Source organism: Phenylobacterium sp. J426, assembly GCF_024699945.1.
Classification (GTDB): Bacteria; Pseudomonadota; Alphaproteobacteria; order Caulobacterales; family Caulobacteraceae; genus Phenylobacterium.
This window is the reverse complement of record NZ_JAJOMY010000001.1, coordinates 2,676,512-2,699,085: the sequence shown is the minus strand read 5'-3', so window position 1 is coordinate 2,699,085 and position 22,574 is coordinate 2,676,512. Positions and strand designations below refer to the sequence as shown.

Annotated in this window: 21 protein-coding genes, 1 tRNA gene and 2 pseudogenes; 9 read left to right on the top strand and 15 right to left on the bottom strand. The window is 70.3% G+C overall.

What is annotated here, in order from left to right; translation table 11 throughout:
* The first annotated feature begins 13 nt into the window (after window positions 1-13).
* Window positions 14-2,173, top strand: a complete 2,160-nt coding sequence (gene scpA / locus LRS10_RS14230; RefSeq protein WP_257839174.1) for a methylmalonyl-CoA mutase — start codon at window positions 14-16, stop codon at window positions 2,171-2,173.
* A 15-nt stretch (window positions 2,174-2,188) separates the two neighbouring features.
* Here the strand turns inward: scpA and LRS10_RS14225 are convergent, their stop codons facing one another.
* Genes LRS10_RS14225 through LRS10_RS14215 form a run of 3 tightly spaced genes read right to left on the bottom strand, consistent with a single transcriptional unit; the run spans window position 2,189 to window position 5,389 of the window.
* Entirely contained in the window at window positions 2,189-2,965 is a 777-nt protein-coding gene (locus LRS10_RS14225) for a PepSY domain-containing protein (RefSeq protein ID WP_257839173.1), read from the bottom strand.
* On the bottom strand, window positions 2,892-3,266 hold the full coding sequence (locus LRS10_RS25195) for a PepSY domain-containing protein (protein WP_374570007.1): 375 nt from the start codon (window positions 3,264-3,266) through the stop codon (window positions 2,892-2,894). The genes LRS10_RS14225 and LRS10_RS25195 overlap by 74 nt, the downstream gene beginning before the upstream one ends.
* Entirely contained in the window at window positions 3,266-5,389 is a 2,124-nt protein-coding gene (locus tag LRS10_RS14215; protein WP_257839172.1) for a TonB-dependent receptor, read from the bottom strand. Before LRS10_RS14215 ends, LRS10_RS25195 begins: the two co-directional genes overlap by 1 nt.
* 138 nt (window positions 5,390-5,527) lie before the next feature.
* Between LRS10_RS14215 and LRS10_RS14210 the strand changes: the two are divergent.
* Window positions 5,528-5,644: pseudogene (locus tag LRS10_RS14210) on the top strand (hypothetical protein); the annotation flags it as partial.
* A 91-nt stretch (window positions 5,645-5,735) separates the two neighbouring features.
* Complete coding sequence (locus tag LRS10_RS14205) at window positions 5,736-6,245, top strand: superoxide dismutase (RefSeq protein WP_257837848.1); 510 nt, start codon at window positions 5,736-5,738, stop codon at window positions 6,243-6,245.
* Here LRS10_RS14205 and LRS10_RS14200 read toward each other — a convergent pair.
* Window positions 6,242-7,303 (bottom strand): hypothetical protein, encoded by a 1,062-nt coding sequence (locus LRS10_RS14200; RefSeq protein ID WP_257837847.1) that lies wholly within the window; start codon window positions 7,301-7,303, stop codon window positions 6,242-6,244. The two genes, LRS10_RS14205 and LRS10_RS14200, sit on opposite strands and share 4 nt — an antisense overlap.
* A 715-nt stretch (window positions 7,304-8,018) precedes the next feature.
* Window positions 8,019-8,336, bottom strand: a pseudogene (locus LRS10_RS25190) (transcriptional regulator); the annotation flags it as partial.
* Window positions 8,337-8,440: 104 nt separating this feature from the next.
* Here LRS10_RS25190 and LRS10_RS14195 point away from each other — a divergent pair.
* Window positions 8,441-9,421 carry a hypothetical protein gene (locus LRS10_RS14195; protein ID WP_257837846.1) on the top strand — a complete coding sequence of 327 codons (981 nt, stop codon included), beginning with the start codon at window positions 8,441-8,443 and terminating at the stop codon, window positions 9,419-9,421.
* A complete protein-coding gene (locus LRS10_RS14190; protein ID WP_257837845.1) occupies window positions 9,379-10,344 on the top strand; it encodes a TonB-dependent receptor domain-containing protein in 966 nt (321 codons plus the stop codon). Before LRS10_RS14195 ends, LRS10_RS14190 begins: the two co-directional genes overlap by 43 nt.
* Here the strand turns inward: LRS10_RS14190 and LRS10_RS14185 are convergent.
* Both LRS10_RS14185 and LRS10_RS14180 read right to left on the bottom strand, forming a co-directional pair.
* A complete protein-coding gene (locus LRS10_RS14185) occupies window positions 10,341-11,147 on the bottom strand; it encodes a transglutaminase family protein (protein ID WP_257837844.1) in 807 nt (268 codons plus the stop codon). The genes LRS10_RS14190 and LRS10_RS14185 overlap by 4 nt on opposite strands.
* A gap of 15 nt (window positions 11,148-11,162) precedes the next feature.
* Entirely contained in the window at window positions 11,163-12,080 is a 918-nt protein-coding gene (locus LRS10_RS14180; protein WP_257837843.1) for a transglutaminase family protein, read from the bottom strand.
* Between the two features lie 68 nt (window positions 12,081-12,148).
* Between LRS10_RS14180 and LRS10_RS14175 the strand changes: the two genes are divergently transcribed.
* Complete coding sequence (locus tag LRS10_RS14175; RefSeq protein ID WP_257837842.1) at window positions 12,149-12,868, top strand: N-formylglutamate amidohydrolase; 720 nt, start codon at window positions 12,149-12,151, stop codon at window positions 12,866-12,868.
* Here the strand turns inward: LRS10_RS14175 and LRS10_RS14170 are convergent.
* The 3 genes from LRS10_RS14170 to LRS10_RS14160 form a co-directional block, all read right to left on the bottom strand.
* Entirely contained in the window at window positions 12,865-13,893 is a 1,029-nt protein-coding gene (locus tag LRS10_RS14170) for a hypothetical protein (RefSeq protein WP_257837841.1), read from the bottom strand. The genes LRS10_RS14175 and LRS10_RS14170 overlap by 4 nt on opposite strands.
* A gap of 84 nt (window positions 13,894-13,977) precedes the next feature.
* Window positions 13,978-14,229, bottom strand: a complete 252-nt coding sequence (locus LRS10_RS14165) for an amidohydrolase family protein (RefSeq protein WP_257839171.1) — start codon at window positions 14,227-14,229, stop codon at window positions 13,978-13,980.
* A 2,162-nt stretch (window positions 14,230-16,391) separates the two neighbouring features.
* Window positions 16,392-16,835 (bottom strand): hypothetical protein, encoded by a 444-nt coding sequence (locus LRS10_RS14160; RefSeq protein WP_257837840.1) that lies wholly within the window; start codon window positions 16,833-16,835, stop codon window positions 16,392-16,394.
* Window positions 16,836-17,325: 490 nt separating this feature from the next.
* Between LRS10_RS14160 and LRS10_RS14155 the strand changes: the two genes are divergently transcribed.
* The gene (locus tag LRS10_RS14155; protein WP_257837839.1) at window positions 17,326-17,916 is read left to right on the top strand and encodes an FKBP-type peptidyl-prolyl cis-trans isomerase; all 591 of its coding nucleotides are present in this window, start codon (window positions 17,326-17,328) and stop codon (window positions 17,914-17,916) included.
* A gap of 3 nt (window positions 17,917-17,919) precedes the next feature.
* On the opposite strand, the gene LRS10_RS14150 is transcribed toward LRS10_RS14155, so the two are convergent.
* Window positions 17,920-18,372, bottom strand: coding sequence for a DUF983 domain-containing protein (locus LRS10_RS14150; protein WP_257837838.1), 453 nt, complete (start codon window positions 18,370-18,372; stop codon window positions 17,920-17,922).
* A gap of 29 nt (window positions 18,373-18,401) precedes the next feature.
* Between LRS10_RS14150 and LRS10_RS14145 the strand changes: the two genes are divergently transcribed.
* Window positions 18,402-19,760 carry a PLP-dependent aminotransferase family protein gene (locus LRS10_RS14145; protein ID WP_257837837.1) on the top strand — a complete coding sequence of 453 codons (1,359 nt, stop codon included), beginning with the start codon at window positions 18,402-18,404 and terminating at the stop codon, window positions 19,758-19,760.
* A gap of 3 nt (window positions 19,761-19,763) precedes the next feature.
* On the opposite strand, the gene LRS10_RS14140 is transcribed toward LRS10_RS14145, so the two are convergent.
* Both LRS10_RS14140 and LRS10_RS14135 read right to left on the bottom strand, forming a co-directional pair.
* A tRNA-Leu gene (locus LRS10_RS14140) sits at window positions 19,764-19,849 on the bottom strand.
* 88 nt (window positions 19,850-19,937) lie between these two features.
* Window positions 19,938-20,318 carry a hypothetical protein gene (locus LRS10_RS14135; RefSeq protein WP_257837836.1) on the bottom strand — a complete coding sequence of 127 codons (381 nt, stop codon included), beginning with the start codon at window positions 20,316-20,318 and terminating at the stop codon, window positions 19,938-19,940.
* A gap of 77 nt (window positions 20,319-20,395) precedes the next feature.
* Here LRS10_RS14135 and purU point away from each other — a divergent pair, with 77 nt between their 5' ends.
* Window positions 20,396-21,238 (top strand): formyltetrahydrofolate deformylase, encoded by an 843-nt coding sequence (gene purU, locus LRS10_RS14130; RefSeq protein ID WP_257837835.1) that lies wholly within the window; start codon window positions 20,396-20,398, stop codon window positions 21,236-21,238.
* Here purU and LRS10_RS14125 read toward each other — a convergent pair.
* The gene (locus LRS10_RS14125) at window positions 21,235-21,987 is read right to left on the bottom strand and encodes a sulfite exporter TauE/SafE family protein (protein ID WP_257837834.1); all 753 of its coding nucleotides are present in this window, start codon (window positions 21,985-21,987) and stop codon (window positions 21,235-21,237) included. The genes purU and LRS10_RS14125 overlap by 4 nt on opposite strands.
* Window positions 21,981-22,475, bottom strand: coding sequence for a rhomboid family intramembrane serine protease (locus tag LRS10_RS14120; protein ID WP_257839170.1), 495 nt, complete (start codon window positions 22,473-22,475; stop codon window positions 21,981-21,983). Before LRS10_RS14120 ends, LRS10_RS14125 begins: the two co-directional genes overlap by 7 nt.
* Window positions 22,476-22,574 lie beyond the last annotated feature (99 nt).

Here is a 22,574-nt window from a genome sequence, read left to right as displayed (position 1 = left end):
ACGAGGCGGCGCAATGAGCGGCTTCCCCGATTTCGCCGTCCTGCCCTTCGAGGCCGGTCCGTCCGAGGTTCAGCCGCCGACGGGCGCCGCCTGGGATACGCCGGAAGGCATCCCGGTGAAGCCCGCCTATGGCGCGGCCGACAGCGAGGATTTCGCCAGGCTCGGCGGCTATCCGGGCCTGGCCCCCTTCGTCCGTGGTCCCTACCCGACGATGTACGCGACCAACCCGTGGACCATCCGCCAGTACGCGGGTTTCTCCACGGCCGAGGACTCCAACGCCTTCTATCGCCGCAACCTGGCGGCCGGTCAGATGGGGCTGTCCATCGCCTTCGACCTCGCCACCCACCGCGGCTACGACAGCGACCACCCGCGGGTGCCGGGCGACGTCGGCATGGCCGGCGTGGCGATCGACAGCATCCTCGACATGCGCACGCTGTTCGACGGCATCCCGCTCGACAAGATGAGCGTGTCGATGACCATGAACGGCGCGGTGCTGCCGATTCTGGCGCTGTATGTGGTGGCGGCCGAGGAACAGGGCGTGCCGCACGAGAAGCTGACCGGCACGATCCAGAACGACATCCTGAAGGAGTTCCTAGTCCGGAACACCTACATCTACCCGCCGGGCCCCTCGATGCGGATCATCGCGGACATCTTCGCCTACACGTCGAAGGAGATGCCGCGGTTCAATTCGATCTCGATCAGCGGCTATCACATCCAGGAAGCGGGCGCGACGCTCGACCTGGAGCTCGCCTACACCCTGGCGGACGGCATCGAGTACATCCGCGCCGGCGTCGCCGCGGGCATGACCGTCGACCAGTTCGCGCCCCGCCTCTCGTTCTTCTGGAACGCCGGGATGAACGTCTTCATGGAGATCGCCAAGCAGCGCGCCGGCCGCCTGCTGTGGGCCAAGCTCGTGAAGCAGGAATTCGACCCGAAGGACTCCCGGTCCCTCTCGTTGCGCGCCCACACCCAGACCTCGGGCTGGTCGCTCGCCGCCCAGGACGTGTTCAACAACGTGGCGCGGACCGCCATCGAGGCGCTCGCCGCCACCAGCGGCCAGACGCAGAGCCTGCACACCAACTCGCTCGACGAGGCGCTCGCGCTGCCGACCGACTTCTCGGCCCGCATCGCCCGCAACACCCAGCTCTTCATCCAGCTGGAGAGCGGCCAGACCCGCGTGGTCGACCCGTGGGGCGGCAGCCACTATGTCGAGGCGCTGACCGCGGCCCTCGCGGAGCGCGCCCTGGCGCACATCGCCGAGGTCGAGGCGCTGGGCGGCATGGCCAAGGCCATCGAGGACGGCCTGCCCAAGCGCCGCATCGAGGAGGCCTCGGCCCGCACCCAGGCCCGCATCGACAGCGGCCACCAGACCGTCGTCGGCGTGAACCGCTACAAGCCCGAGGTCGCCGACGAGATCCCTGTTCTGAAGGTGGACAACACGGCGGTCCGCAACGCCCAGATCGCCAAGCTCAACCGCCTCAAGGCCGAGCGTGATCCCGAGGCGGTCGCCGCCGCCCTCGACGCCCTGACCGCCGGCGCGGCCGGCAACGGCAACCTGCTGGAGCTGTCGGTCAACGCCGCCCGCGCCAAGGCCACAGTCGGCGAGATCTCCTATGCGCTGGAAAAGGTGTTCGGCCGTCACAAGGCGCATGCCGACGCGGTGAAGGGCGTGTATCTGCGCGAAGCGGGCGAGACCCCCGCCGGCCAGCGCGCCAAGGCCATGACCCAGGCCTTCCAGCAGGCCGACGGCCGCAAGCCGCGCGTGCTGGTCGCCAAGATGGGCCAGGACGGCCACGATCGCGGCCAGAAGGTGATCGCCTCGGGCTTCGCCGACCTCGGGTTCGATGTCGACATCGGCGACCTGTTCCAGACGCCCGCCGAAACCGCCGCCCAGGCTGTCCGCGACAACGTCCATGCCGTGGGTGCAAGCTCGCTGGCCGCCGGTCACCTCACCCTGGTGCCGGAGCTGAAGTCGGAACTGGCCAAGCTCGGCCGGCCCGACATCGTGGTCTTCGTAGGCGGCGTCATCCCGCCGGAGGACTTCAAGGCGCTGGAGGAGATGGGCGTCGCCGCGATCTTCCCGCCGGGCACCGTCGTGCCCGAAGCCGCGATCGAGGTTCTGGACCGCCTGAACGAGCAGCTCGGCTACGCCCAGGAACAGGCGGCTCAATAGGCCAGGCGGTGGGCGCTATTCCGCCGGCTGCACCGCGAGGGTGCGGCGGGCAGGCCTGCGCCGCGTCTGCTTGATCAGGAACGCCCAGAGACCGAAGCCGCCCAGACCCGCGAGTGCGAGGCCGCTCAGAAGGACCACCGCCTCGTACGCCAGCCCGCCGACCTTGCCGGCGTGCAGCGGATAGAAGCTATTGTAGGCGCGCAGGCCAGAGCCCAGCCGCATGGCGTCGACCGCGCCCAGCACGCGCTCGTCGACCGGGTCGATCCACACGACTGTGCGGCCGTTCGGATGCCATTCGCCGGGCTGCTTCATCCGGATGCTCGCGGGCGCCCCCGGCTTGGCGGGATTCGCCGCCATCCGCAGCGTGGCGTCCGGGAACTGCGCCTGCGCCGCCGCCAGCGCCCTGATCCAGTTCACCTCGCCCTCGCCCGCCTTCGGCGGCTTCGGCGCGGCTGGTCCCGGCGCGATGGTCGTCATCCACTTCTGGGTGGTCTCGTTGAACACGATGGCCCCGCCGGTCAGGCAGAGGACCAGCACCGGCAGCGCTGTGATCATGCCCAGGTTGCGGTGCGAGCTCACGAGGTCCGCGCGCCTGGTCACCGTTTTGGGCCAGACGCGCGCGCCGAAGCTGCGCCAGGCCGGGATCCAGACGATGATCCCAGTGATCACCAGCGCCGCGCCCGCGAGCCCCGCCGCGCCGGCCACCTTCATGCCGGTTTCACCGGCCAGCAGGTAGTGGTGCAGCTCGAACAGCCAGCCGTCGACCGTCTCCACTGGCTTGAAGCGTCGGATCAGCCGCCCGTCGGCGGCCGCATAGCCCTGATCCTTGTCCCTGAAGTAGACGCGATGGACGCCGAGATCCTCGCGGGCGAAGACGACGTTGCGGACCTCGCCCGGCGCCCCCCAGCTCCAGCGCCTGCACGGCCGCGCCCAACGCCTGCGGCGAGGCTTCGACCGACATCCGGGCCTCGGGCGTCGTCAGCTTGACCCACGGATCGCGCAGCACCAGCAGGCTGCCGCTCAGACCGAGCACGACCAGCAACAGCGCGAGGAACGCGCCGGCCCAGGCGTGCAGGGTCCGAAGGACAGCCATCAGAAGCGCTTCGCCACGGTGAGCGTCACGGTGCGGCCCCGGCCGGCCCAGTAGCGCGCATTGTCGGTGGGGTTCTGGGTGTCGCTGAAGTAGGTGATGTACTGCTCATCCAGCAGGTTCTGGACGCCCAGGCTCACGTCGGCCGCCGCGAAACGCCACGTGCCGACGGCGTCGACGAGGGTGTAGCCCTCGAAGCTGTTGGCGGCAGGCTCGCCCTCGAAGCTGCGGCTCTCATACGTCTGCGCCTGGAGGCGCAGCGAGGCCGGTCCCCAGGCAGCTTCCGCAAACGCGGTGAAACGGTCGGGCGAGATATTCGCGCCGTTGAGGTCACGGTCCAGCACGCCGTCGCCGTTGCCGTCGGTGCGGCCGTTCAGCTTCGAATAGGCGCCGCCCAGGGTCAGCCAATCCGCGACGCGGACCCGCAGGGTGGCTTCGAAGCCGTCGATCTTGGTCTTCTGGCGCTGCACGTCGAATGTGCCGCCCGAGTTCAACACCAGCAGGGCGCCGCGGTCGGACTTGGACTCGAAATAGGCCAGCGAGGCCCGCCACCGTTCGCGATTCACCTCGACACCCAGTTCGAGGTTGTCCGAGACCACCGGCTCGACATCGAGATAGCTGTCGATGTTCCGGCCCGGCGTGTTGATCGCACGCAGCACACGCCCGACGTCGGGCATGGTGAAGCCCTGGGCGTAGGACGCATAGGCCGTGACGCCGTCGATCAGCGTCACCGTCCCGCCGACGTTGTACAGGGTCTCCTCGAAGCTCGGCGAGCCGCCGGCCACCGCCACGCCGCCGCCTGCGGCGAAGATGGTGGTGTAGTCGTCGACCTTCAGCGTGGCGTTCTCCTGGCGCACGCCCGCCGACAGGTGCACCCGATCGTCGAACAGCGCCTGGCGCAGTTGCACGAACGGCGAGAGGCTCTCGTAGGTGGTTTCCGGCACCCATTTCCGGCCGGTGAGGATCAGCGCCTGGTAGGTCTTGTCCTTGAGACCGTCGAGGCCGATCAGGAACCTGAAGCCCGGCACGGCGTCGATGCCGCGTTCGTAGTCAAGCTTGAAGCCGAGCTTCTCGGAGTTGTTCTCCGACTGGTCGAACAGCGTCCCGACCGGCGCGATGCGGGGATCCTGGAAGGTGCCCTCGCGACCGCCGCCGAACGTGCCCTTGTAGTCGTGGGCGAAAGCCTGCGCCGAGAACGCGCCGCCGAGCAACTCGCCGTCGCGGTAGGCGATCGCGATCGAACTCACCTTGTTGCGCGGCGCCTCGCCCAGCTGCTTGCCGCGCCAGCCGCTGGTCGGCCGCCCGGTCGCGCGGCTGCCGTTGACGACGATGTAGTCGCCATCGCCCTGCAGTTCGAAGTGGTTGGCCATCACCTCGATGCGGCGGCTGTCGGTGAGATCGACGCCGGCCTTGCCGAACAGCGACCAGCTGTCGGAATCCTGGATGTCGCCCTGGGTGCTGTCCGGCCCGATCCGCAGGCCGTCGGCGTCGTAGAACGCCCCGCGGGTCTCGTAGGCCGCCCCAGCGGTGAAGTCCCACCGGCCAAAGTCACGGCCCACCAAGCCGGCGACCTTGTAGCCAAAGCTGTCGCCCTCCCCCTCGTCGTCGAAGGTGGTCTGGCCCATCACCTTGCCGGCCCAGCCGTCGGACTCCTGGGGCGTCGGCACGGTGACGTAGTTGATGACGCCTCCGGTCGCGCCGATGCCCTGGATGGCGTTCGAGCCGAAGACCACCTCCACGCGGTCGATGAAGAACGGATCGATGGTGAAGCCGTCCCGGCTGTCGTCGCGCAGCGGCGTCGACTGCGGAATCCCGTCGACCAGATAGAGCGGCGAGCGCCCGCGCAGGGTCTCGCCCGCCCCCGACAGTTTCTGGCGCGTGGGCGAGAACGACGGCACCAGCGCCGCCACGGCCTCGACGGCGCTATGGGAGAGGGTCTGCTGGGTGGTCAGCTCCTGCTCGCCGATCACCTGGACGGTGGCCGGCGTGGCGGCGCGGGGTTGCTCGACGCGCAGGGCGGTGATCACCACCTCGGAGATATCGGTGGGGGCCGCATCGTCCGCGCGCGCCGCGCCCGCGACGAGAGCCGACAGGGCCGCACCGGCCAACCACACCCGAGACTTCATCCGCACCCCGACCTACTCCAACCTGCAAATGGTTCGCAGCCTCATAAGCCTGCGCAGTTGCAAGTCAATTGCAAAACCTTGAGGCCGGAACGGTTGCACCCCAGCTGTGTTGGACAGTCGACAGGCGCCCCGCGCCTCGTGGCTGCATCTTCGCCTCAGCAGATCCAGGGAAAACCGCCATGTACGTCCTGCCCCCCGCTTCCGTACGCCCACGACGCGCTCGAACCCGTCGTATCGGCCGAAACCCTGCACACCCACCACGGCAAGCATCACAAGGCCTATGTGGAGAAGACGAACGAGCTCGCCCCCCAAGGCAGGTCTCGCCGGCCGTCCGCTGGAAGAGGTGGTGCGGGAGGCGCGGCGCACGGGCGACCAGAAGCTCTTCAACAATGCGGGCCAGGCCTGGAACCATGCCTTCTTCTGGGCGTGCATGACGCCCGACTATCAGCCGCCGTCCGGCGAGCTGGCGGCGGCCATCGAGCAGGCGTTCGGCGGTCTGGCGCAGCTGAAGGACGCCTTCGTCAACGAGGGCGTGAACCACTTCGCTTCGGGCTGGGCCTGGCTGGTGGCCGGCGCCGACGGGCTGAAGGTCACCTCGTACCACGACGGCGACACGCCCATCGTGCACGAGGACGGCACGCCGCTGCTGGTCTGCGACGTGTGGGAACACGCCTATTACCTGGACTACAAGAACGACCGGAAGGGCTTCCTCGAGCGCTGGTTCGACCAGGCGATCAACTGGGCCTTCGTCGAGCAGCAGTTCGCCGCCGCAAATGGCCAGGGCCAGGGGTTCCGCTATCCGGCGCCCGAACAAGACACGGCCGGCGGCGCCGCCGACCTCGGGGGACTCGCCTAGCGCCCCGCGCTGAGGTCGAAGAGCCCCAGGTCCACCTGCTCGTCGAGACTGCGCGAGATCAGCACCTGGCCCCCGGGTCCGGCGCCGATCTCGCCGGTGATCGTCGGGACCTCGGCCAGCCGACGGGCCGGACCGCTCCACGGATGCAGCCAGACGGCCGCCGGCGACGCCCCCCGCGCGCGCTTCACCAGGACGCCGTCGCGGCCGACCGTCCACGTGTCGTTGGGGCCTACCGGCGCCGAGGGGCCGCGGCCGTCCAGCGGCGCCGCCGCGTCCATGTTCACAGGCTGTCCGAACAGCCGGCCGTCGGGCGCCATCCGAAGCGCCCAGAAGCCCTCGCGGCCGGTGAACGTGGGACCGCTTGCGCCGTTCGGATCGAGCTGCATCACCCGGTAGCGCGGCCCGACGCGCTCGAGATAGCGGATCTGACCGTCCGGCCCCCAAACGGGATCCAGCTTGTCCTGACCATCCTGCGTGATCGCCCGCAGTCGCGAGCCGTCGCGGCCGATGGTGTAGAGCTCCGCCCGCCGGCCCTTCACGCCGACGAACACCAGGCTCTGCTCGTCGGGCGACCAGTGTGGCGAATGGACATAGGAGCCGCCTAGGCTCGTCAGGCGCACCGACTGCCCGTCGGGCCGGGTCACCCACAGCTCCGAGCCGCCGCTCCGCATCGAGGCATAGGCGACGGTTCCATCGGTCGCCCCTTCCGGATCCCAGTCGCCGCCCATGGCGTCGGTGATGGGCCGGACCGAGCCGTCGGCGGAGATCGCGGCGAGATTGGTGCGCGTCCGCGGCGCCTCGACGGCCAGACGGTTGCGGCGGTCGATCGACATGCGGCTGAAGGTGAGCTGGCCCACGCCCAGGCCGATCCGCCTCGGCGGCTCCCGCCGCGCGGTGTCGATGGTCCAGAGCCCGAACTCGCCCCCGCGGTTCGAGGAATAGAAGATGTGGCGGCTGTCGGCGGACCACACATAGCCCGCCGCCTTCCAACCATCGGTCGTCAGCGCCCGCTCGCGCCCGGTCTTGAGATCCTTGAGGTAGAGGTCGTCGGCGCCCATGAAGCCGGCTGCGGCGGAAGGCGATGTAACGGCCATTCGGCGACACGCTGGGATCGGAGTCCCCCAGCGTTTCCACCGGCGGGCTTGTCAGATCCCGCACGGCGCCGCTGGTGAGGTCGACCGAGCGGATGCGGTACAGCAGGCTAGGCTTGGGCTTGTCGCCGATCGCCAGCGTGTTGGCGTCGAGCCAGCCAACCCGGGTGTAGGTGGAGGACTCGCACCGCGCGGCGATGCGCTCCGGCCCGATCGGCACGGGGACGACGACCAGGGCGCAGGCGCCGTCAGGATAGCTCCGCACGAACACCACCCGATCGCCGCCGGGCGACCACGAGGCGCTGTGGTCGTCCGCAGGGTCGGTCGTGATCCGCACCGGCGTGCCCTGCTCGACGCCGCGGATGTAGAGGTCGCGGCCGACCGTGGAGTCGGGCCGCTGGGCGTAGACCAGCTGCTGGCCGTTGGGCGAGATCGCGGGGTGCGTCTCCATGCCCAGTTCGGCGGTGAGAGGATGATAGGCCTGGGTCGCCCAGGCCACCGGCCGCGGTAAGAGCACCAGCCCGCCAAGGATTGCAGCCAGGGCCGCCGCGACGACGCCGCCGACCATCCAGCGGCGACGCGACGGAACGGCGCCCGCTGCTGGCGGCTCGGCCGGCGGGCTCGACGCCGCCTCCGCTCTTCCCAGCCGCCGCACCTCGCCGCTGGCCTGCAGCCGGTAGCCGACCGTCGGGATGGTATCGAGCTTGATCCGCGGATTGTCCGACAGCGCCTTGCGAAGTTGGGCGACGCAGCGGTTCAGCGCACCCTCGGTGACGATGCGGCCTTGCCAGCAGAGGTCGATCAGCTCATCGCGGCTGACGGGCTGCCCGCGCGCACGATGAAGCGCCACGAGCACCTTCATCACCCGCGGTTCCAGCGCGGCGACTCGCCCCTCGGTCTCGACCTCGAGCGCCGCGGGGCGGACCAGGGTGCCGGCCAGACTGAAGGGCAGTTCGCGGGCCAGCGTCAGCTTCGGCCATACCGCGACGTGCTCGTTCATCGCCAAACCATCACGAATAAATCACGCCCGCAGCCACGCCGTCCCCGCGGCAACATCCGACAAACCGTCCGGTCTGAACACCCCCGTTCGCCGGAATTACACGGATGTCACGTATCAGCGTTCTCTTTCTTTCGTGCGCCGCTGTCGCGGGTCCCGCGGCGGCCCAGGACAACGCCCTCCGTTCGGCGGCCGACGCCTTCGGCGAACGCGTGGGCATCGAGCAGATCGGCCTCTACAACGAGGGGCAGGTCCGCGGCTTCGACCTCAACAACTCGGGAGCCTACCGGATCAACGACGCCTACTTCAGCCGCGCCGTCGGGCTGAACGATCCTGTGCTCGCGGGCGTCAGCGTCCGCGTCGGCGTGAACGCCGCCCGCCTCGCCTACCCCGCACCGTCGGGCGTCGTGAATTATCGCCTGAGGGAGCCCGGCGCTTCGAACACGTTCTCCGTCGGCGCAGGCTTTCGGGACTACGGGACCCAGGCGGTCGAGTTCAACGGTTCGTGGCAGGACGGCGCGGATCGTTTTGGTCTGACAGGCGGGCTCGTCTGGCGGCCCGTGGCGCGGTGGGGCGCGGGCACGGAGGGCGAAGCGGTCGACATAGGGCTCGTGGGTCGCTGGCGGGTCACCGGGAGCCAGACCGTCCGCGCCTTCGCCACAGCCTACAAGCGCCACTATGACGGCGACTACGCCATGAAGCCGCTGGATGGCGCGACGCCGCCGCCCGCCCGCGCGCAGCACGCCTATTCCCCCGACTGGGCGCGGGTCGAGGCGCTGAACGCCAACATGGGCGTGCTCTACGCGGGCGCCTTCGGAGCCTGGTCGGTGGACCTCTCGGCGTTCCACTCGGTGTTCGACGCCGACCGAACCGACTTCACGCTGATCGAGACCCGCGCCGACGGCGCCCGCCGTCGGCACGCTGATGCTGAGCCCGGGCAAGACCAACACGGCCGATTCAGCGGAGGCGCGTGTCAGCCGGGTGTTCGGGGCTGGCGCGGTGAGCCACCTGGTCAGCGCCTCGGTCAGGGGGGCGCCACAGCGAGGTGGATCTCGCCAGCCCGCTCGCCGTGCCCCTCGGCCCGCTGACGCTCGCCACCGACGTGGCGCCATCCGTGGAGCCCGTCTGGCGCGGCAAGCGCGGCCGCGACACCGTCGATCAGGTCACCGCCTCCATCGGCTATGGCCTCGTGTGGGCCGATCGGCTGCAGGTTCGCCTGGGCGCCCACCGCACCCGCTATGAGAAGGACGTCCGCACCTTCTCGGGCTTGCGCACGCGCGGCGTGGACGAGACCACGCTGTACAACGCATCCGCGGTCTGGAGCCTCGGCCCACGCACCTCGGTCTTCGCCAGCTGGGTCACCGGCCTGGAGGAGTCCGGCGTCGCGCCGCAGAGCGCGACCAATGCGAACGAGGTTCTCGCCCCCGTCGAGGCCGAACAGCACGAGTTGGGCGTCCGTCACGCCCTGACCGATGACCTGACCTTCATCGGCGCGCTGTTCGAGGTCTCGAAACCCACCACCGGCTCGCGGGCTGATGGCTCCTTCGGCTTCGTCGGCGAGGTCTCGCATCGCGGCGTAGAGGGGTCGCTGGCCGGACAGCTGGACGAGAAGACCAGCATCGTGCTCGGCGCGGTCGCCTTCCGGCCCCGGGTTTCGGGCCCGCTGGTGGACGCCGGCGTCGTCGGCGACCGCGCCGCCGGCATATCCGACCTCGTCGCCAATGCGAGCGTCGAGCGGCAGCTCGGCGCGGGCTGGTCGGTCGACGCGCAGCTCAGCTACTGGTCGGATCGGTGGGCGGATACCCGCAACACCTTCAAGACTCCGTCCCAGGTGCAGCTCAACATCGGCGCACGCCGCCGCTTCGATCTTGGCGGCCGCCCCGCGCAGCTCCGGGTGCTGGCGTCCAACGTCACCGGCGCAGAGGGCTGGTGGGCCTCGCCGTCCGGTCTCATCTGGCCCGTCACCGCGCCCACCGTCCGGGCGATGCTGAGCCTCAACTTCGGCGGCTAGGGCGCCTCCTCGGTGACCACCTTGAACCCGGCCAGCCCGGCCCGGCCGAAATGGGTGGTGATCGCCACGTCCGTGGCGTCCCGGCCGACGGCCATCAGGATTCGCCCGATCCGCGGCCGGTTGTGACGCGCGTCGAAGGTGCGCCACTCCCCGCCGAGCCACACCTGGAACCAGGCGCTGAAATCCATGGGTGCGTCGGCCGGGGGCACCCCGATGTCGCCGAGGTAGCCGGTGCAGTAGCGCGCGGGGATATTGAGGCAGCGGCAGAGCGTGATCGCCAGGTGTGCGTAGTCGCGACAGACGCCGCAGCCTTCCTCGTGAGCCTCGTGCGCGGTCCGCGTCGCCCGGGCATGGTGATAGCCGAATGCGATCCGGGCATGGGTGTAGTCGACCACCGCCTGCACGCGCTCCCACCCCGGCGGCGTATCGCCGAAGGTCCGCCACGCCAGGTCGCTCAGAAGCTCAGTGTCGCAGTAGCGGGAGGGCAGCAGGTATTCGACGAGCTGGTCGGGTAGGTCCTCGACCGCGTGCTGGATGGCCTCGGGACATTGCGGGTCCGGCTGCCCGTCGTCGCGGATCACGAAACCGGACCGCAAGGTGATCCGACCGGCCGGCGCGACGAGGCGGCCGCAAACGTTGCCGAAGGTGTCGACGTACAGCCGCACCGGCACGACCGGGTCGGTCTGGATCGTGTCGGGCGTTTCCAGGTCCGCCGCACGCTCGGGCCGCACGTTCAGCATCAGCAGCATGGGCGTCGGCGCCGGACAGTCGTAGCTGATCTCGTAGCCGGCCCTTATGCGCATCGACGAACCCTTGCCTCAACGAGCTAGCGCAACCCCCGAAACGGCCTGAAGTTTCGCGGCGACCGCCGGCGGGGTCGAGATGGCCACCTCCACATCCATGCCGAGGTAGTCACCGGCCTCACCGGTCCAGGTGCCGTGCAGAGGCAGGGCTTCCCGCGGATCGGCCGCGACCGCGACCCGGATCAGATCGGCGCCGCCGATGATGCCGTTGGTGGGATCGAAGTCGATCCAGCCGCAGCCGGGCACATACGCGCGGATCCAGGCGTGCGTGTGCCCGCCGCCTGTCCGGCCCTTGGGCGAGGTCGAGTAGACGTAGCCGGACACGAACCGCGCCGCGACACCCAGACTGCGGGCGGCCTCCATCATCAGCACGGCGAAATCGCGACAGCTCCCGGTCCGGCTCTCCAGGGTCTCCACGGGCGTCTGAGGTGCGCCGCTGAGGCGCAGGCGGTAGGCGAACCCCTCGCGGATCGCATGCGTCATCTCGGTCAGCGCCTCGGAGACGCGGGTCGGCCCGACCGGCCGCAGGAAGCTGCGCGCCCAGGCCGCAACCTCCCCGCGATCGGGCCGCCAGCGGGTCAGTGAGCGGGCCAGCTCCGCCATCTCGTGACCGTCGTAGAGCGGGGTCCCATCGCGCAGGACGGCGCCTTCGGCCTCTAGGTCGAAGCCGCCGTGCGGCGCGTGCTCCAACAGGATGCGGCTCTCGAAGCTCAGCCGGTCCGAACGGCGATCGAAGCGCACGACACCGACGCTCGCGCCGCCGGCGTCGTGCACGTGCCGGAACAGGCCAGGCTCGGGTGAGATCTCGAGTTCGGCCGACAACACCCTCTGGTCGAACGCCTCCAGGGGGCGGAACATCATCCGATGCTCGCCGAACGAGACCGGGTTGCGGTACCGGTAGGTGGTCAGATGGCGGATGGAGACGACCGGCATTGCAAAAGCGTGGACGCGATTCCACGACGCGGTCGACGCGACGGCTCGTCCCAGGTGACGCTTCGCCGGTGATCGTCACGAATCCGGGCGGCCGCGCCCCGTTCGTGCTGCTGGGCGATCACGCCGGCCGCGAAATACCTCCCGCCCTGGACGGACTGGGCGTTCCCGCGGCGGAGATGGATCGGCACATCGCCTGGGACATCGGCGTCGCCGGCCTTGGCGCGCGGCTGTCCGAGCGGCTGGACGCCGTGTTCGTCGCCCAGCGCTACTCGCGGCTGGTCATCGACTGCAATCGCGACCCCACACGGCCGGACGCCTGCCCCGAGATCAGTGACGGCACTGAGATCCCCGGCAACATCGGCCTGGCCCCGGCGGACCGGCAGGCTCGTGTCGACGAGGTGTTCCGCCCCTACCACGACGCGATCGCCGCCCAGTTGGACCAACGGGCCGACCGGCCGGTGATCGTCGCCCTTCACTCCTTCACCCCTCGGATGAACGGCTTCGTGCGCCCCTGGCGGTATGGCGTCCTGCATCTGGAGGACTCCCCACTGTCGGTCGCAATGCTGGCGCGGTTGCGTGCGGAGCCCGACCTCCACCCGGTCGGCGACAACGAACCCTACCGCATGGACGGGACGGACTTCACCGTGCCGCACCACGCCCACGGCCGCGGCCTCGACTATGTGGAGCTCGAGGTGCGCCAGGACCTTCTGGCCGAGGCGAAAGGCCAGGAGGCGGTGGCCGAGCGCCTCGCCCGGCTCCTGCCCCTGGCGCTCGCCGATCTGAACTAGTCGGCCGAGGCCTGGGCCTTGCCGCCCTTCGCCTGCACCATCAGCTTCACCAGTTCCTCGGTCACGCGGGGCTCGAGCCCCTCGGTGTGCCCCTTGTCGATCCGGACAACGTCGGCGACGACCCGCCCGTCGCGGCACTTGTCGAACACCCACTCATGAGCCACGCCCGGCCGCGCCTTCATGCCCCAGACCTTGTAGCCGGCCCGCTGGTAATCCCAGACGTAGCCGGCCTTCTCGTCCACGATGTCCTTGCGGCGAACGCGGGCCGTGCAGCCGAACCGCTCGGCCAGCGGGGAGGTCTCGGGGAGGCTTTCGATCTCGTATTCACCCACGGTGAAGATGTGGGAGAAGTCGCAGGCCGGCGCTGCCTGGGCCGGCAGCGAGCCGCGCGGCCGGGGGTCCGGCGGCGAGCCGTCGGCCTTCGGGGGCCCGAACTGGGTGACGAACGGCGCCTGGCCGACCCGGCCGCCGGAGAGGCTGAGCCAGCCGTCCACCTTGTCCTTGAAGAAGTCGGTGCAGACGATGCGGTTTGAGGTCATGCCGCCCTGGCTGTGGCCCGCGAGCCAGAAGCTCTTGATGTTCTTCTGGCCGAAGGTGTCGAACACCCAGTTCGTGATGTTCTGCAGGTGAGCGTCGTCGGCCGCCCCGTCCCAGCGCCGCACCGGCGTGGCCGTCGCCGCGGTCGGCGTCGCCACCACCAGTCGGTACTTCTCCTTGTAGTCGGCCGCCGGGAAGTAGTGGCGCTGCCAGTTCCCGAACGAGCCCGCGCCGTGGAGGTTCAGCACGAACACCACCTTCTCACCCGGCTTCAGGTCGCACGGATAGTCCAGCCAGAACTGGCGGCCGGTCTTGGCGTCGGTGACGTTCCCCAGCTCCGCCAGCGCGCCGCCGGTTACGCAGGCCTCGCCGATGCAGCGTGCGGGCGGCGGATTCGTGCAGGCGACGCCGCCCACGTCCTTGGCGAGCGCCGGCGCACCCCAGAGCCCGAGCGCGGCGACCGCCGCAGCATACCCAACCTTCTGCATATCCGTCTCCTCTCGCGGGCGCCGTTTGCGGTATGGCGGCCCGCGCGAAGTGATGGGCGCGGAAGCTTGCAGGCTTATTTCAGCTCACTCCCACCAGTACGGCGCGCGCGCCTTCTCGCCCGTCACGACCTCGTTCATGGACAGCGGATCGTACATCCGGCCGCCCACCATCACCCGGTGAACCTTCTCGGAGTTGCGGATGTCGGCCGTCGGGTCGGCGTCCAGCACCACCAAGTCGGCCAGCTTGCCGGCCTCGAGCGATCCGATGTCGGCGTCCATGCCGAGCGACTGCGCCGGCACGATCGTGCCGGCCCGCAGCGCCTCGACGGGGCTCATCCCGCCGCGGACGAACGACCAGAGCTCCCAGTGGGGGGCCGATCCCGGCCTGCTGCCCATGCGCGCCGATGGAGACCAGCACACCGCGCTTGGCCAGCTTGTGGGCCTCCCGGGCGCTGTCGTCGTCGACGTAGTCGCCTTCCGGCGCGATCGGCCGGCGCACGGTCTCGGCCGCGAGCTGAGCCGGTGGCGTGTTGGCCGCCACCACCGGCTGGCTGAACACATCCGTGTGCGCCCGCCAGTAGGGGTCGCCCGCCAAGCCGCCGAAGGTCACCACCAGCGTGGGCGTGTACTCCGTGTCGGCCTGGCCCATGTAGCTCAGGACGTCCTCGTAGAGGCGCATCTGCGGGATGTTGTGCTCGAGGGTCGAATTGCCGTCGGCGACGATGGTCATGTCCTGGCCGAACAGGGCCCCGCCCTCGGCCACCACCTGCATGTTCTCGCGGCGCGCCGCCTCCACCACCAGCATCCGCTGGTCGCGGCGCGGCTGGTTGTAGTTCTTCACGCTGTGCGCGCCCTGGGCCTTGAGGCGCCGCACATGGGCCAGCGCGTCGTCCAGGCTGTTGATGTCGGCGTAGTTGCGCGGCGACTTGGCCCCATAGACCACCTCGCCGGTCGAGAAGATCCGGGGACCGACGATCCGGCCCGCACGCTGCAGCTCCTGGGCGGCGAACACCTCGGCCGCACGGCTCGAGGGGTCATGGATGGTGGTCGTGCCGAGTGCGAGGTTCACCATCAGCGACCAGTTCTGCTGCGGCACCAGTTCGTCCACGCCGTAGGGGCCGTGGGCATGGGCGTCGACCAGCCCTGGGATGATGGTCTTCCCGCTGACGTCGACGGTCTTCGCGCCCGCCGGGACCTGCACCTCCCCTCGGCGGCCGACGGCGGCGATGCGGTCGCCGCGAATGACGACGACACCATCCTCGATGATCCCGCCGTCCTCGCGGGCCATAGTGACGATCCGCGCGCCGGTCAGCGCGACGGTCCCGGTCGGCTTCACCGCCGCCACCTCGGTCGCCAGCGACACGCCCGAGGTCGGGGGCTCGAACTTCGGCGCGTCCTCGCCGGCCGGAGCCGTGCGGAAGAGCGTCGGCGTCGCGACCGTGTAGACGGTCGGCCCCATGCTCCAGTGCAATTGCCCGCCGTTCCGCGACCAATGCATCCACTGGGCGCCGCCCGAGCTCGCCTTGGTGACGGGCATCGGCCCGCCCTTGATGTCGACCGCCACCTCCTGGCTGCCCGGCATCAGCGGCATGACGTTCACTTCGTAGTTCTGCCGGAAGGCGAAGTGCTGTCCGTCGGGCGAGACCATGTAGTCGTTCACCAGCTCGCCCTGGGCGTGGACCCGCCTGGCCTCGCCGTCGAGGTTGGTGGAGACGAGTTGCTGCTTGCCCTTCTCCGAGCCCACCATGAACACCCGGTCGCTGGCGGCCCCGAAGTGCGGCGAGCCCATGTCGCGGGCCACGCGCTCGATCGGCCCTCCGCTCGCGGCCACGCGATAGACGCCGGGGTTCTCCGACCAGGCGCGCGAGGTGAGGAAGCCGCCCTCGTTCTTCTCGAAGACGAGGGTCCCGCCGTCCGGCGAGAACTGCGGCCGCGCGTAATGGCCGGGCTGGCTCGTCACGTCCCTGGACGCGCCTCCCGTGGCGGCGACGGTCTTGATCCGACCCAGGCCCTGGTCGGTCCAGCTCACGAAGGCGATGGTGCGCCCGTCCCGGGACCAGGCCGGCCACAGTTCGAGACTGTCGTCGTTCGTGCGCGTCAGGCGCTTCGCCGCGCCGCCGGCCATGGGCTTCACATAGAGCTTGCCAAGGCTTTCGTAGACCACCTGGCGGCCATCGGGAGAGACGGCGGCGAAGCGGGTCATCTTCGTCGTGAAGCGGTCCGGCGCCACCGGGATCTTCGGGTGCGGCGCCGAGATCACCGTGCGGCTGTCGCTGACCCGGAACGGGATCACCTGCGCATTCGAGCCGTCGGCGTTCACCCGGCGGATCTTGCCACCGGCCCAGAAGACCAGGCTCTTGGAGTCCGGGGTCCAGGCAAGGTTCGGATAGATGCCGACGACCGCCCAGGTCTCCTGCATGTCGGGGTCCAGGTCGGCGTAGATGCGACGTTCCACGCCGGACGTCAGGTCCTTCACATAGAGCCCCGACCTGGTGCGTTCACGACGGACAAAGGCGATGCTCTTGCCGTCCGGCGAGGGCTGCGGCCGCACGGCGCCGCCGGCGCCCGCCACCGCCGTGGAGGTCTCGCCCGTGGCGAGCTCGTAGCGCTCGATGTTGAAGAGGTCGGTGTTGGAGTCCTGGGCGTATTCGAAGATCGGCCCCGGCGTGATGTTGCGGCTGAAATAGATCGCCTTGCCGTCGGGGGGCGAAGGTCGGCTCGCCCAGTTCCTTCTGGTGCTGCTCGTTGGGCCGCTTGACCAGCGGCACGCCGCCCCCGCCCGAGACGTGATACAGCCACACCTCTCCGGTGCCCAGCGAGCGTCCCGTCGTGAAGTGCTTCTTCGCCGCGATGAAGCGGCCGTCGGGGCTCCAGCTCGGCTGGTTCAGCAGCCGGAACTCCTCCTTGGTCACCTGACGCTTGTCCGAGCCGTCGGCGTTCATGACCCAGATGTTGTCGCCGCCCCCCGCGGTCCGAGGTGAAGGCGATGCGCCGCCCGTCCGGCGAAAACCGCGGCTGCACCTCCCAGGCCAGTCCCTCGGCGATCCGCGTCGGCGTTCCGCCCGTAATCGGCATGACATAGATGTCGCCCAGCAGGGCGAAGGCGATGCTCCGGCCGTCGGGGCTGACGTCCAGGTCCATCCACGTGCCCTCGTCCACCGCGATCGGGATCTGCCGGAGCTGACCGACGGTCGGCGGATTGTTCACGTCCCACTTGGCGGCCTTGCCGTCGCCGGACGGGGCTGAAGCGGCGGCGCCGCTCGTGGCGGGGGAGATCGCGCCCGGCGGCCGGATTGATCGCCTGGTCCTCAGGCCCCTGCGTCGCCTGGACCGGCGGAGTGGGCTGGACGGGCTGCTGGGCCGCCGCCGGCAGAGCCGCGATCGAGGCCGCGACGAACAACGCAAGCTTGGACTTCATGGACGCCCCCTCTTATGGCGGCGTCATTGGTATCAAGCCGGGCCTTGCGCGCAACGGCCGTAAACACGACGGTGTTCGCTCAAGACGAGGGGAGTCGGGGAAGAATGATCCGCTTGAGCGCCGCAGTCATGGGATGCCTGTTGCTCGCGGCCTGCGCCACGGCGCCGTCCGGACCGCCGCCCGCGCCGTCCGCCGATCCGCAAGTCCGCTGGGAACAGGGCCAAGCGGCCTACCTGGCCTGGAATGCGCGCCAGCCGGGCTGGAAGACCGCGGAGAGCGGCCTCCAATACAAGGTCGTCCGGCGCGCGCCGAAGTCCGCGCCGAAGCCCGCGCCCGGTGCCACGGTCACCATCCATTACACCGGCACGTTCATCGACGGGCGCAAGTTCGACAGCTCCCGCGATCGCGGCGAGCCCGCCACCTTCCCGCTCGGCCGGCTGATCAAGGGCTGGCAGGAAGGCGTGCCGATGATGCGCAAGGGCGAGCGCTGGCTGTTCGCCATCCCCGCCGACCTCGGCTACGGAAACCGCAACCGCGATCCGATCCCGAACGGCAGCGCGCTCCTCTTCGACATCGAACTGATCGACATCCCGGGCGAGGACTGAGCCTCAGCGGCCGTTGGGCTTGTAGCCCTTCGGCGCCTTGCCGTGCGCGCCCAGGCTCGACCACTGGGCCTCGGCCGCCTTGTGGACGTATTGCTCGGCGACCAGCCAGGCCTTCACCGGCCGGAGCGCGCCCAGGCAGCCGCCGATCAGCGCGGGAAAGACGACGGCGAACTGCGCCCAGATCGGCGGCTGGGCCATCACCGCCCAGATCGCCCAGAACGTCGTCACCACGATGGCCACGCCGCTCATCACGAAGAAGGCCGGACCGTCGGCGGGATCGGCGAAGCTGAAATCAAGGCCGCAGACCTCGCACTCGGGCGCGACGGTCAGGAAGCCCTGGAACACCTTGCCCTCGCCGCAGCGCGGGCAGCGGCAGCGCAGGCCCGCAACCAGGGTGGACGGCGTGTTGAACTGGGTCACCGGACGGCTCTCCATACAATCGACGTTGCGATCCATACAATCGCCGAATAATGTATGGATCGCCCATGCCGAAAGCAAGCGTCGCCGCCGACAGGATCGCCACCACCTGGCTAGGTCGGGTGCGGCGCGAAGGCCCCCTATATCAAGCCATACTGGCCGCGCTGGCCGAGGCGATCCGCGACGGCGAGCTGCAGCCGGGCGACCGCCTGCCGCCGCAGCGGACCGTCGCCGAACAGCTGAGCGTGGACCTGACGACCGTCACGCGGGCCTATGCCGCCGCCCGCGACCGCGGGCTTGTGGAAGGCACGGTCGGCCGGGGCACCTATGTCCGGGCCCACCGCCAGGAGGAGGAGGGCGGCGCGGTCGACCTCTCCATGAACCTCCCGCCCCCGCCTCTGGGACTGTCGCTCGGGCGGCTGCTGCATGACACCTCGGCGGCGCTGCTCCAGCGCACCGACGCCGCGACGCTGATGGCCTACCACCCCGGAGCGGGCGCGCTGGGCCAGCGGATCGCCGGCGCGCAATGGCTGGCGCCGCATGTCGGCGAGGTCGCTCCCGACCGCATCCTCGTCGCGCCCGGAGCCCAGGCGGCCCTCGCCGCGGTCCTCGGCAGCATCGCGCGGCCGGGCGACGCCATCGTCGCCGAGGCTCTGACCTATCCAGGCTTCCGCAGCCTCGCAGCGCAGCTCGGCCTGAACCTCCTGCCCTGCCCGGCGGACGAAGAGGGGCCACGCCCCGAGGCCCTGGAGCGCCTCTGCCGGACCGCCCGTCCCGCGGCGGTCTACCTGGTCCCGACGATGCAGAATCCGACCGCGACGACGATGGGCGTCAGTCGGCGCGCCGACGTGGCCCGCATCTGCGCCGCAGCAGGGGTGTGGATCGTCGAAGACGACCCCTACAGCCGCCTTCGCGCAGACCCTTCGCCGGCCCTGGCAGCGCTCGCGCCTGAGTGGACGTTCCATGTCGGCACCCTGGCGAAGTGCCTGACCCCCGGCTTGCGCATCGCCTATGTCGCCGCCCCGCCTGCGAAAGCCGCCCGGCTGGTGGATACGTTGCGGGCGACCGCCCTGATGACGGCGCCCCTGATGGCCGCGGTCGCCACAACCTGGATCCGCGAGGGGACCGCCGACGCCCTGCTCGCGGCGGTGCGGGCCGAGGCCATCGCCCGTCGCGCCCTCGCCGCCGAGGCCGCGCCGTCCGCGATCGGCGCCCCCGAGAGCCCGCACGTCTGGCTGCCGCTGCCGGCCGGCGCCTCCGCCGACCGTCTGCGACGGGCGGCCCAGGATCGAGGCCTCTCCCTCATCACCAGCCAGGCGTTTGCGATTTCGCCGGACGCGCCGAACGGCGTGCGCATCTCGCTCGGCGCGGCGGCGCGGCGCAGCGCGCTCGAGGCGGCGCTGCGGCGGCTCGGCGATCTGATCTGAAGGTGGTGGGGACACTGGGAATCGAACCCAGACGGGCGAGGCCCGAGCGATTTTAAGTCGCTTGCGTCTACCAGTTCCGCCATGTCCCCGGCCGGCGCAGGCCTAGCCGCTATCGACGCGGCGGTCGATAGGCCTCAGGTGGGCGGGTCCTCCGGCGGGGTCACCGCGGGCGCCGGTTCAGGGGCCGGGCCCGGCGTCGCGGGCGCGACAACGATCGCCGGCGGAGCGGGCTCCACCGGCGGCGGCGCGACCGGTTCCGCAGACTGGGCCTTCGGGGCGGGCGCCGGCGCCCGCGTCACCAGCGTCCGCGACCGGCGCTTCAGCCTTCGGATCCGGCGCCTGGGTAGCCGTATCCGGGGCCGGCTGGGGCGTAGGCGGCAGGGGCGCAGCGGGCTGCGGCGCGGCGACAAGGCGTGACGCCCAGGGCGGACGGAACTCCACGTCCCGGAACATGCCGTGCAGGAAACTGCCGAGGGTCAGGAGCGCCAGGACGGTCAGCGCCCAGCGCTTGCTCCGGGGATCCGAGAAGCGGCCTTCCACATAACTCATGCCCGCCACCTTAAGCCTGCTCGCCGCACCCGCAACGGCTCAACGAGCTTGACCGCCTTGCGTTCGCTTGCGAGGTCGCGCGCACGATGATCCTGACGCTGTCCTGTCCCGACCAACCCGGCATCGTGGCCCGGGTTTCCGCCCTGCTCTTCGAGCGCGGCGCGAACATCCTCGACGCCCAACAGTTCGACGACGAGGAGACCGGCCGGTTCTTCATGCGCGTCGTCTTCGATCCGGGCGACACCGGCGTCGAGGGCTGGCGCGCAGCCTTCGCCCCGCTGGGCGAGCAGTACAGCATGACCTGGCAGATGCGGGCCCGCGGCGAGCGCCGCCGGGTGATGATCCTCGCCTCCCAGCAGGACCACTGCCTGGCCGACCTCATCTGGCGCTGGCGCCAGGGCGAACTGCCGATGGACATCACCGCAGTGGTCTCCAACCACCCGGCGTCGACCTATCCGCACACCGACCTGCACGGCATCGCCTTCCACCACCTGCCGATCACCGCCGAGACCAAGCCTCAGCAGGAGGCGCGGCTCTGGAAGCTGATCCAGGAGACCGACACCGAGCTGGTCGTGCTCGCCCGCTACATGCAGATCCTGTCGGACGACCTTTCGGGCAAGCTCGAGGGGCGCTGCATCAACATCCACCACTCGTTCCTGCCGGGCTTCAAGGGCGCGCGGCCCTACCACCAGGCCCACACCCGCGGCGTGAAGGTGATCGGCGCCACCGCCCATTATGTCACGGCCGATCTCGACGAGGGTCCGATCATCGAGCAGGACGTCGAGCGCATCAGTCACCGCGACCATCCGCGCGACCTGATCCGCAAGGGTCGCGACATCGAGCGCCGGGTGCTGGCCCGCGCCGTCCGCTGGCATCTGGAAGACCGCGTCCTGCTGAACGGGCGCAAGACGGTGGTGTTCACGGACTAGGCCCGCCAGGCCTCCCACAGGAGCTGGGCGCCGACCACGATCATCAGCACATAGATGATCGTATAGAAGCGGTCGGGCTTCACCCGCCGCACCAGCCAGACGCCGGCGAAGGTCGAGGCGATGGCGACCGGTGCCAGCACCGCCGAGGTCGCCAGGTTCTCGCGCGTGAATTGGCCGAGCGCGACATAGGCGGGGACCTTCACCCAGTTCACCACCGCGAAGAAGATCGCCGTGGTGCCCACGAGGCTCGCGGGCGAGAGGTTCTTGGGCAGCACCCACATCTGGAACGGCGGCTGGCCCGCGTGGGCGATCTGACTGGTGAAGCCCGAGGCGACACCCAGCGCCGCGCCCACCGGCCAGGGCGCGTTTGACGGCGCGGTCACCCGGCCGCCCCGGGCGCTCCACAGCCGGTGGGCGGCGAACAGGATCGAGATCGCGCCCAGCACCGCCAGCACCACCACCGCCGACACCTGCGCCGCCAGCAGGTAGCCCAGGAAGATCCCCACCGCCGCGCTCGGCAGCATCACCGCCAGCACGCCGCGATCCCAGGTCTTGCGGAAGGCCCAGACGCCGACCAGGTCCTGCACGATCAGGATCGGCAGGAGGATGGCGGCGGCCTGCACCGGCGAGATCACCAGCGCCAGCAGCGGCATGGCCACCGCGCCCACGCCCGCGAACCCGCCCTTGGCCAGGCCCATCATCACCACCGCCGGGACCGCGAGCGCGTAGAACAGCGGGTCGGTCAGCATGGGGTCCGGCGAACAAGGTGCGGCGCCGCCAGCAGGCCGAACAGGAACCCGCCGAGGTGAGCCTCCCACGCCAGCCCGCCGGTCATGTCGAAGGCAAGATCGAGCAGCGTCACGGGCACAAGGAGGATGAGGTTGGCGAGCACGGCGCTGCGGACCTCCAGCACGACCTGTCGCGAGCGGATCGGAAGGACATCGCCCCCGTCCGGCGGCAGGCGCGCCGCAGCGCCCCAGACGCCGAAGATCGCGCCGGATGCCCCGACCATGGGGACCGCGCCGGTCGGATGGAGCAGCAGATACAGCGCCGCGCCGCAGAGCCCGCTCGGGACAAGCGCCGCGGCATAACGAAGCCAGCCGCTGCGGTCGGTCCCAAGACCTCGGACCAGCCGCGGGCTGAGCGCGGCCAGGGCGAGGACGTTCAGGACGAGATGGCCGACCCCAGCATGGCTGACCATATGGCTGAGGAGGGTGTAGCACCGCCCCTCGGCCAGCGCGGCCCCCCGACACGCCCCAGGCCGCCGCTCCGCCCGTAAACAGGCTTGCGCCCCAGGTCACCCCCAGCAGCACGCCGACGGCTGCAGCGGGCCGCT

Bases quoted from the DNA above. Each gene is read 5' to 3' on its own strand.
- LRS10_RS14200 (WP_257837847.1), bottom strand. From the start codon at position 7,303: ATGGGCGCCGACGACCTCTACCTCAAGGATCTCAAGACCGGGCGCGAG.
- LRS10_RS14165 (WP_257839171.1), bottom strand. From the start codon at position 14,229: ATGAGCCCCGTCGAGGCGCTGCGGGCCGGCACGATCGTGCCGGCGCAG.
- LRS10_RS14145 (WP_257837837.1), top strand. From the start codon at position 18,402: ATGCCGAAAGCAAGCGTCGCCGCCGACAGGATCGCCACCACCTGGCTA.
- LRS10_RS14160 (WP_257837840.1), bottom strand. From the start codon at position 16,835: ATGAACGCCGACGGCTCGGACAAGCGTCAGGTGACCAAGGAGGAGTTC.
- LRS10_RS14180 (WP_257837843.1), bottom strand. From the start codon at position 12,080: ATGCCGGTCGTCTCCATCCGCCATCTGACCACCTACCGGTACCGCAAC.
- LRS10_RS14195 (WP_257837846.1), top strand. From the start codon at position 8,441: ATGTCACGTATCAGCGTTCTCTTTCTTTCGTGCGCCGCTGTCGCGGGT.
- LRS10_RS14170 (WP_257837841.1), bottom strand. From the start codon at position 13,893: ATGCAGAAGGTTGGGTATGCTGCGGCGGTCGCCGCGCTCGGGCTCTGG.
- LRS10_RS14150 (WP_257837838.1), bottom strand. From the start codon at position 18,372: ATGGATCGCAACGTCGATTGTATGGAGAGCCGTCCGGTGACCCAGTTC.
- LRS10_RS14155 (WP_257837839.1), top strand. From the start codon at position 17,326: ATGGCGGCGTCATTGGTATCAAGCCGGGCCTTGCGCGCAACGGCCGTA.
- LRS10_RS25195 (WP_374570007.1), bottom strand. From the start codon at position 3,266: ATGGCTGTCCTTCGGACCCTGCACGCCTGGGCCGGCGCGTTCCTCGCG.
- LRS10_RS14215 (WP_257839172.1), bottom strand. From the start codon at position 5,389: ATGAAGTCTCGGGTGTGGTTGGCCGGTGCGGCCCTGTCGGCTCTCGTC.
- purU (WP_257837835.1), top strand. From the start codon at position 20,396: ATGATCCTGACGCTGTCCTGTCCCGACCAACCCGGCATCGTGGCCCGG.
- scpA (WP_257839174.1), top strand. From the start codon at position 14: ATGAGCGGCTTCCCCGATTTCGCCGTCCTGCCCTTCGAGGCCGGTCCG.
- LRS10_RS14185 (WP_257837844.1), bottom strand. From the start codon at position 11,147: ATGCGCATAAGGGCCGGCTACGAGATCAGCTACGACTGTCCGGCGCCG.
- LRS10_RS14125 (WP_257837834.1), bottom strand. From the start codon at position 21,987: ATGCTGACCGACCCGCTGTTCTACGCGCTCGCGGTCCCGGCGGTGGTG.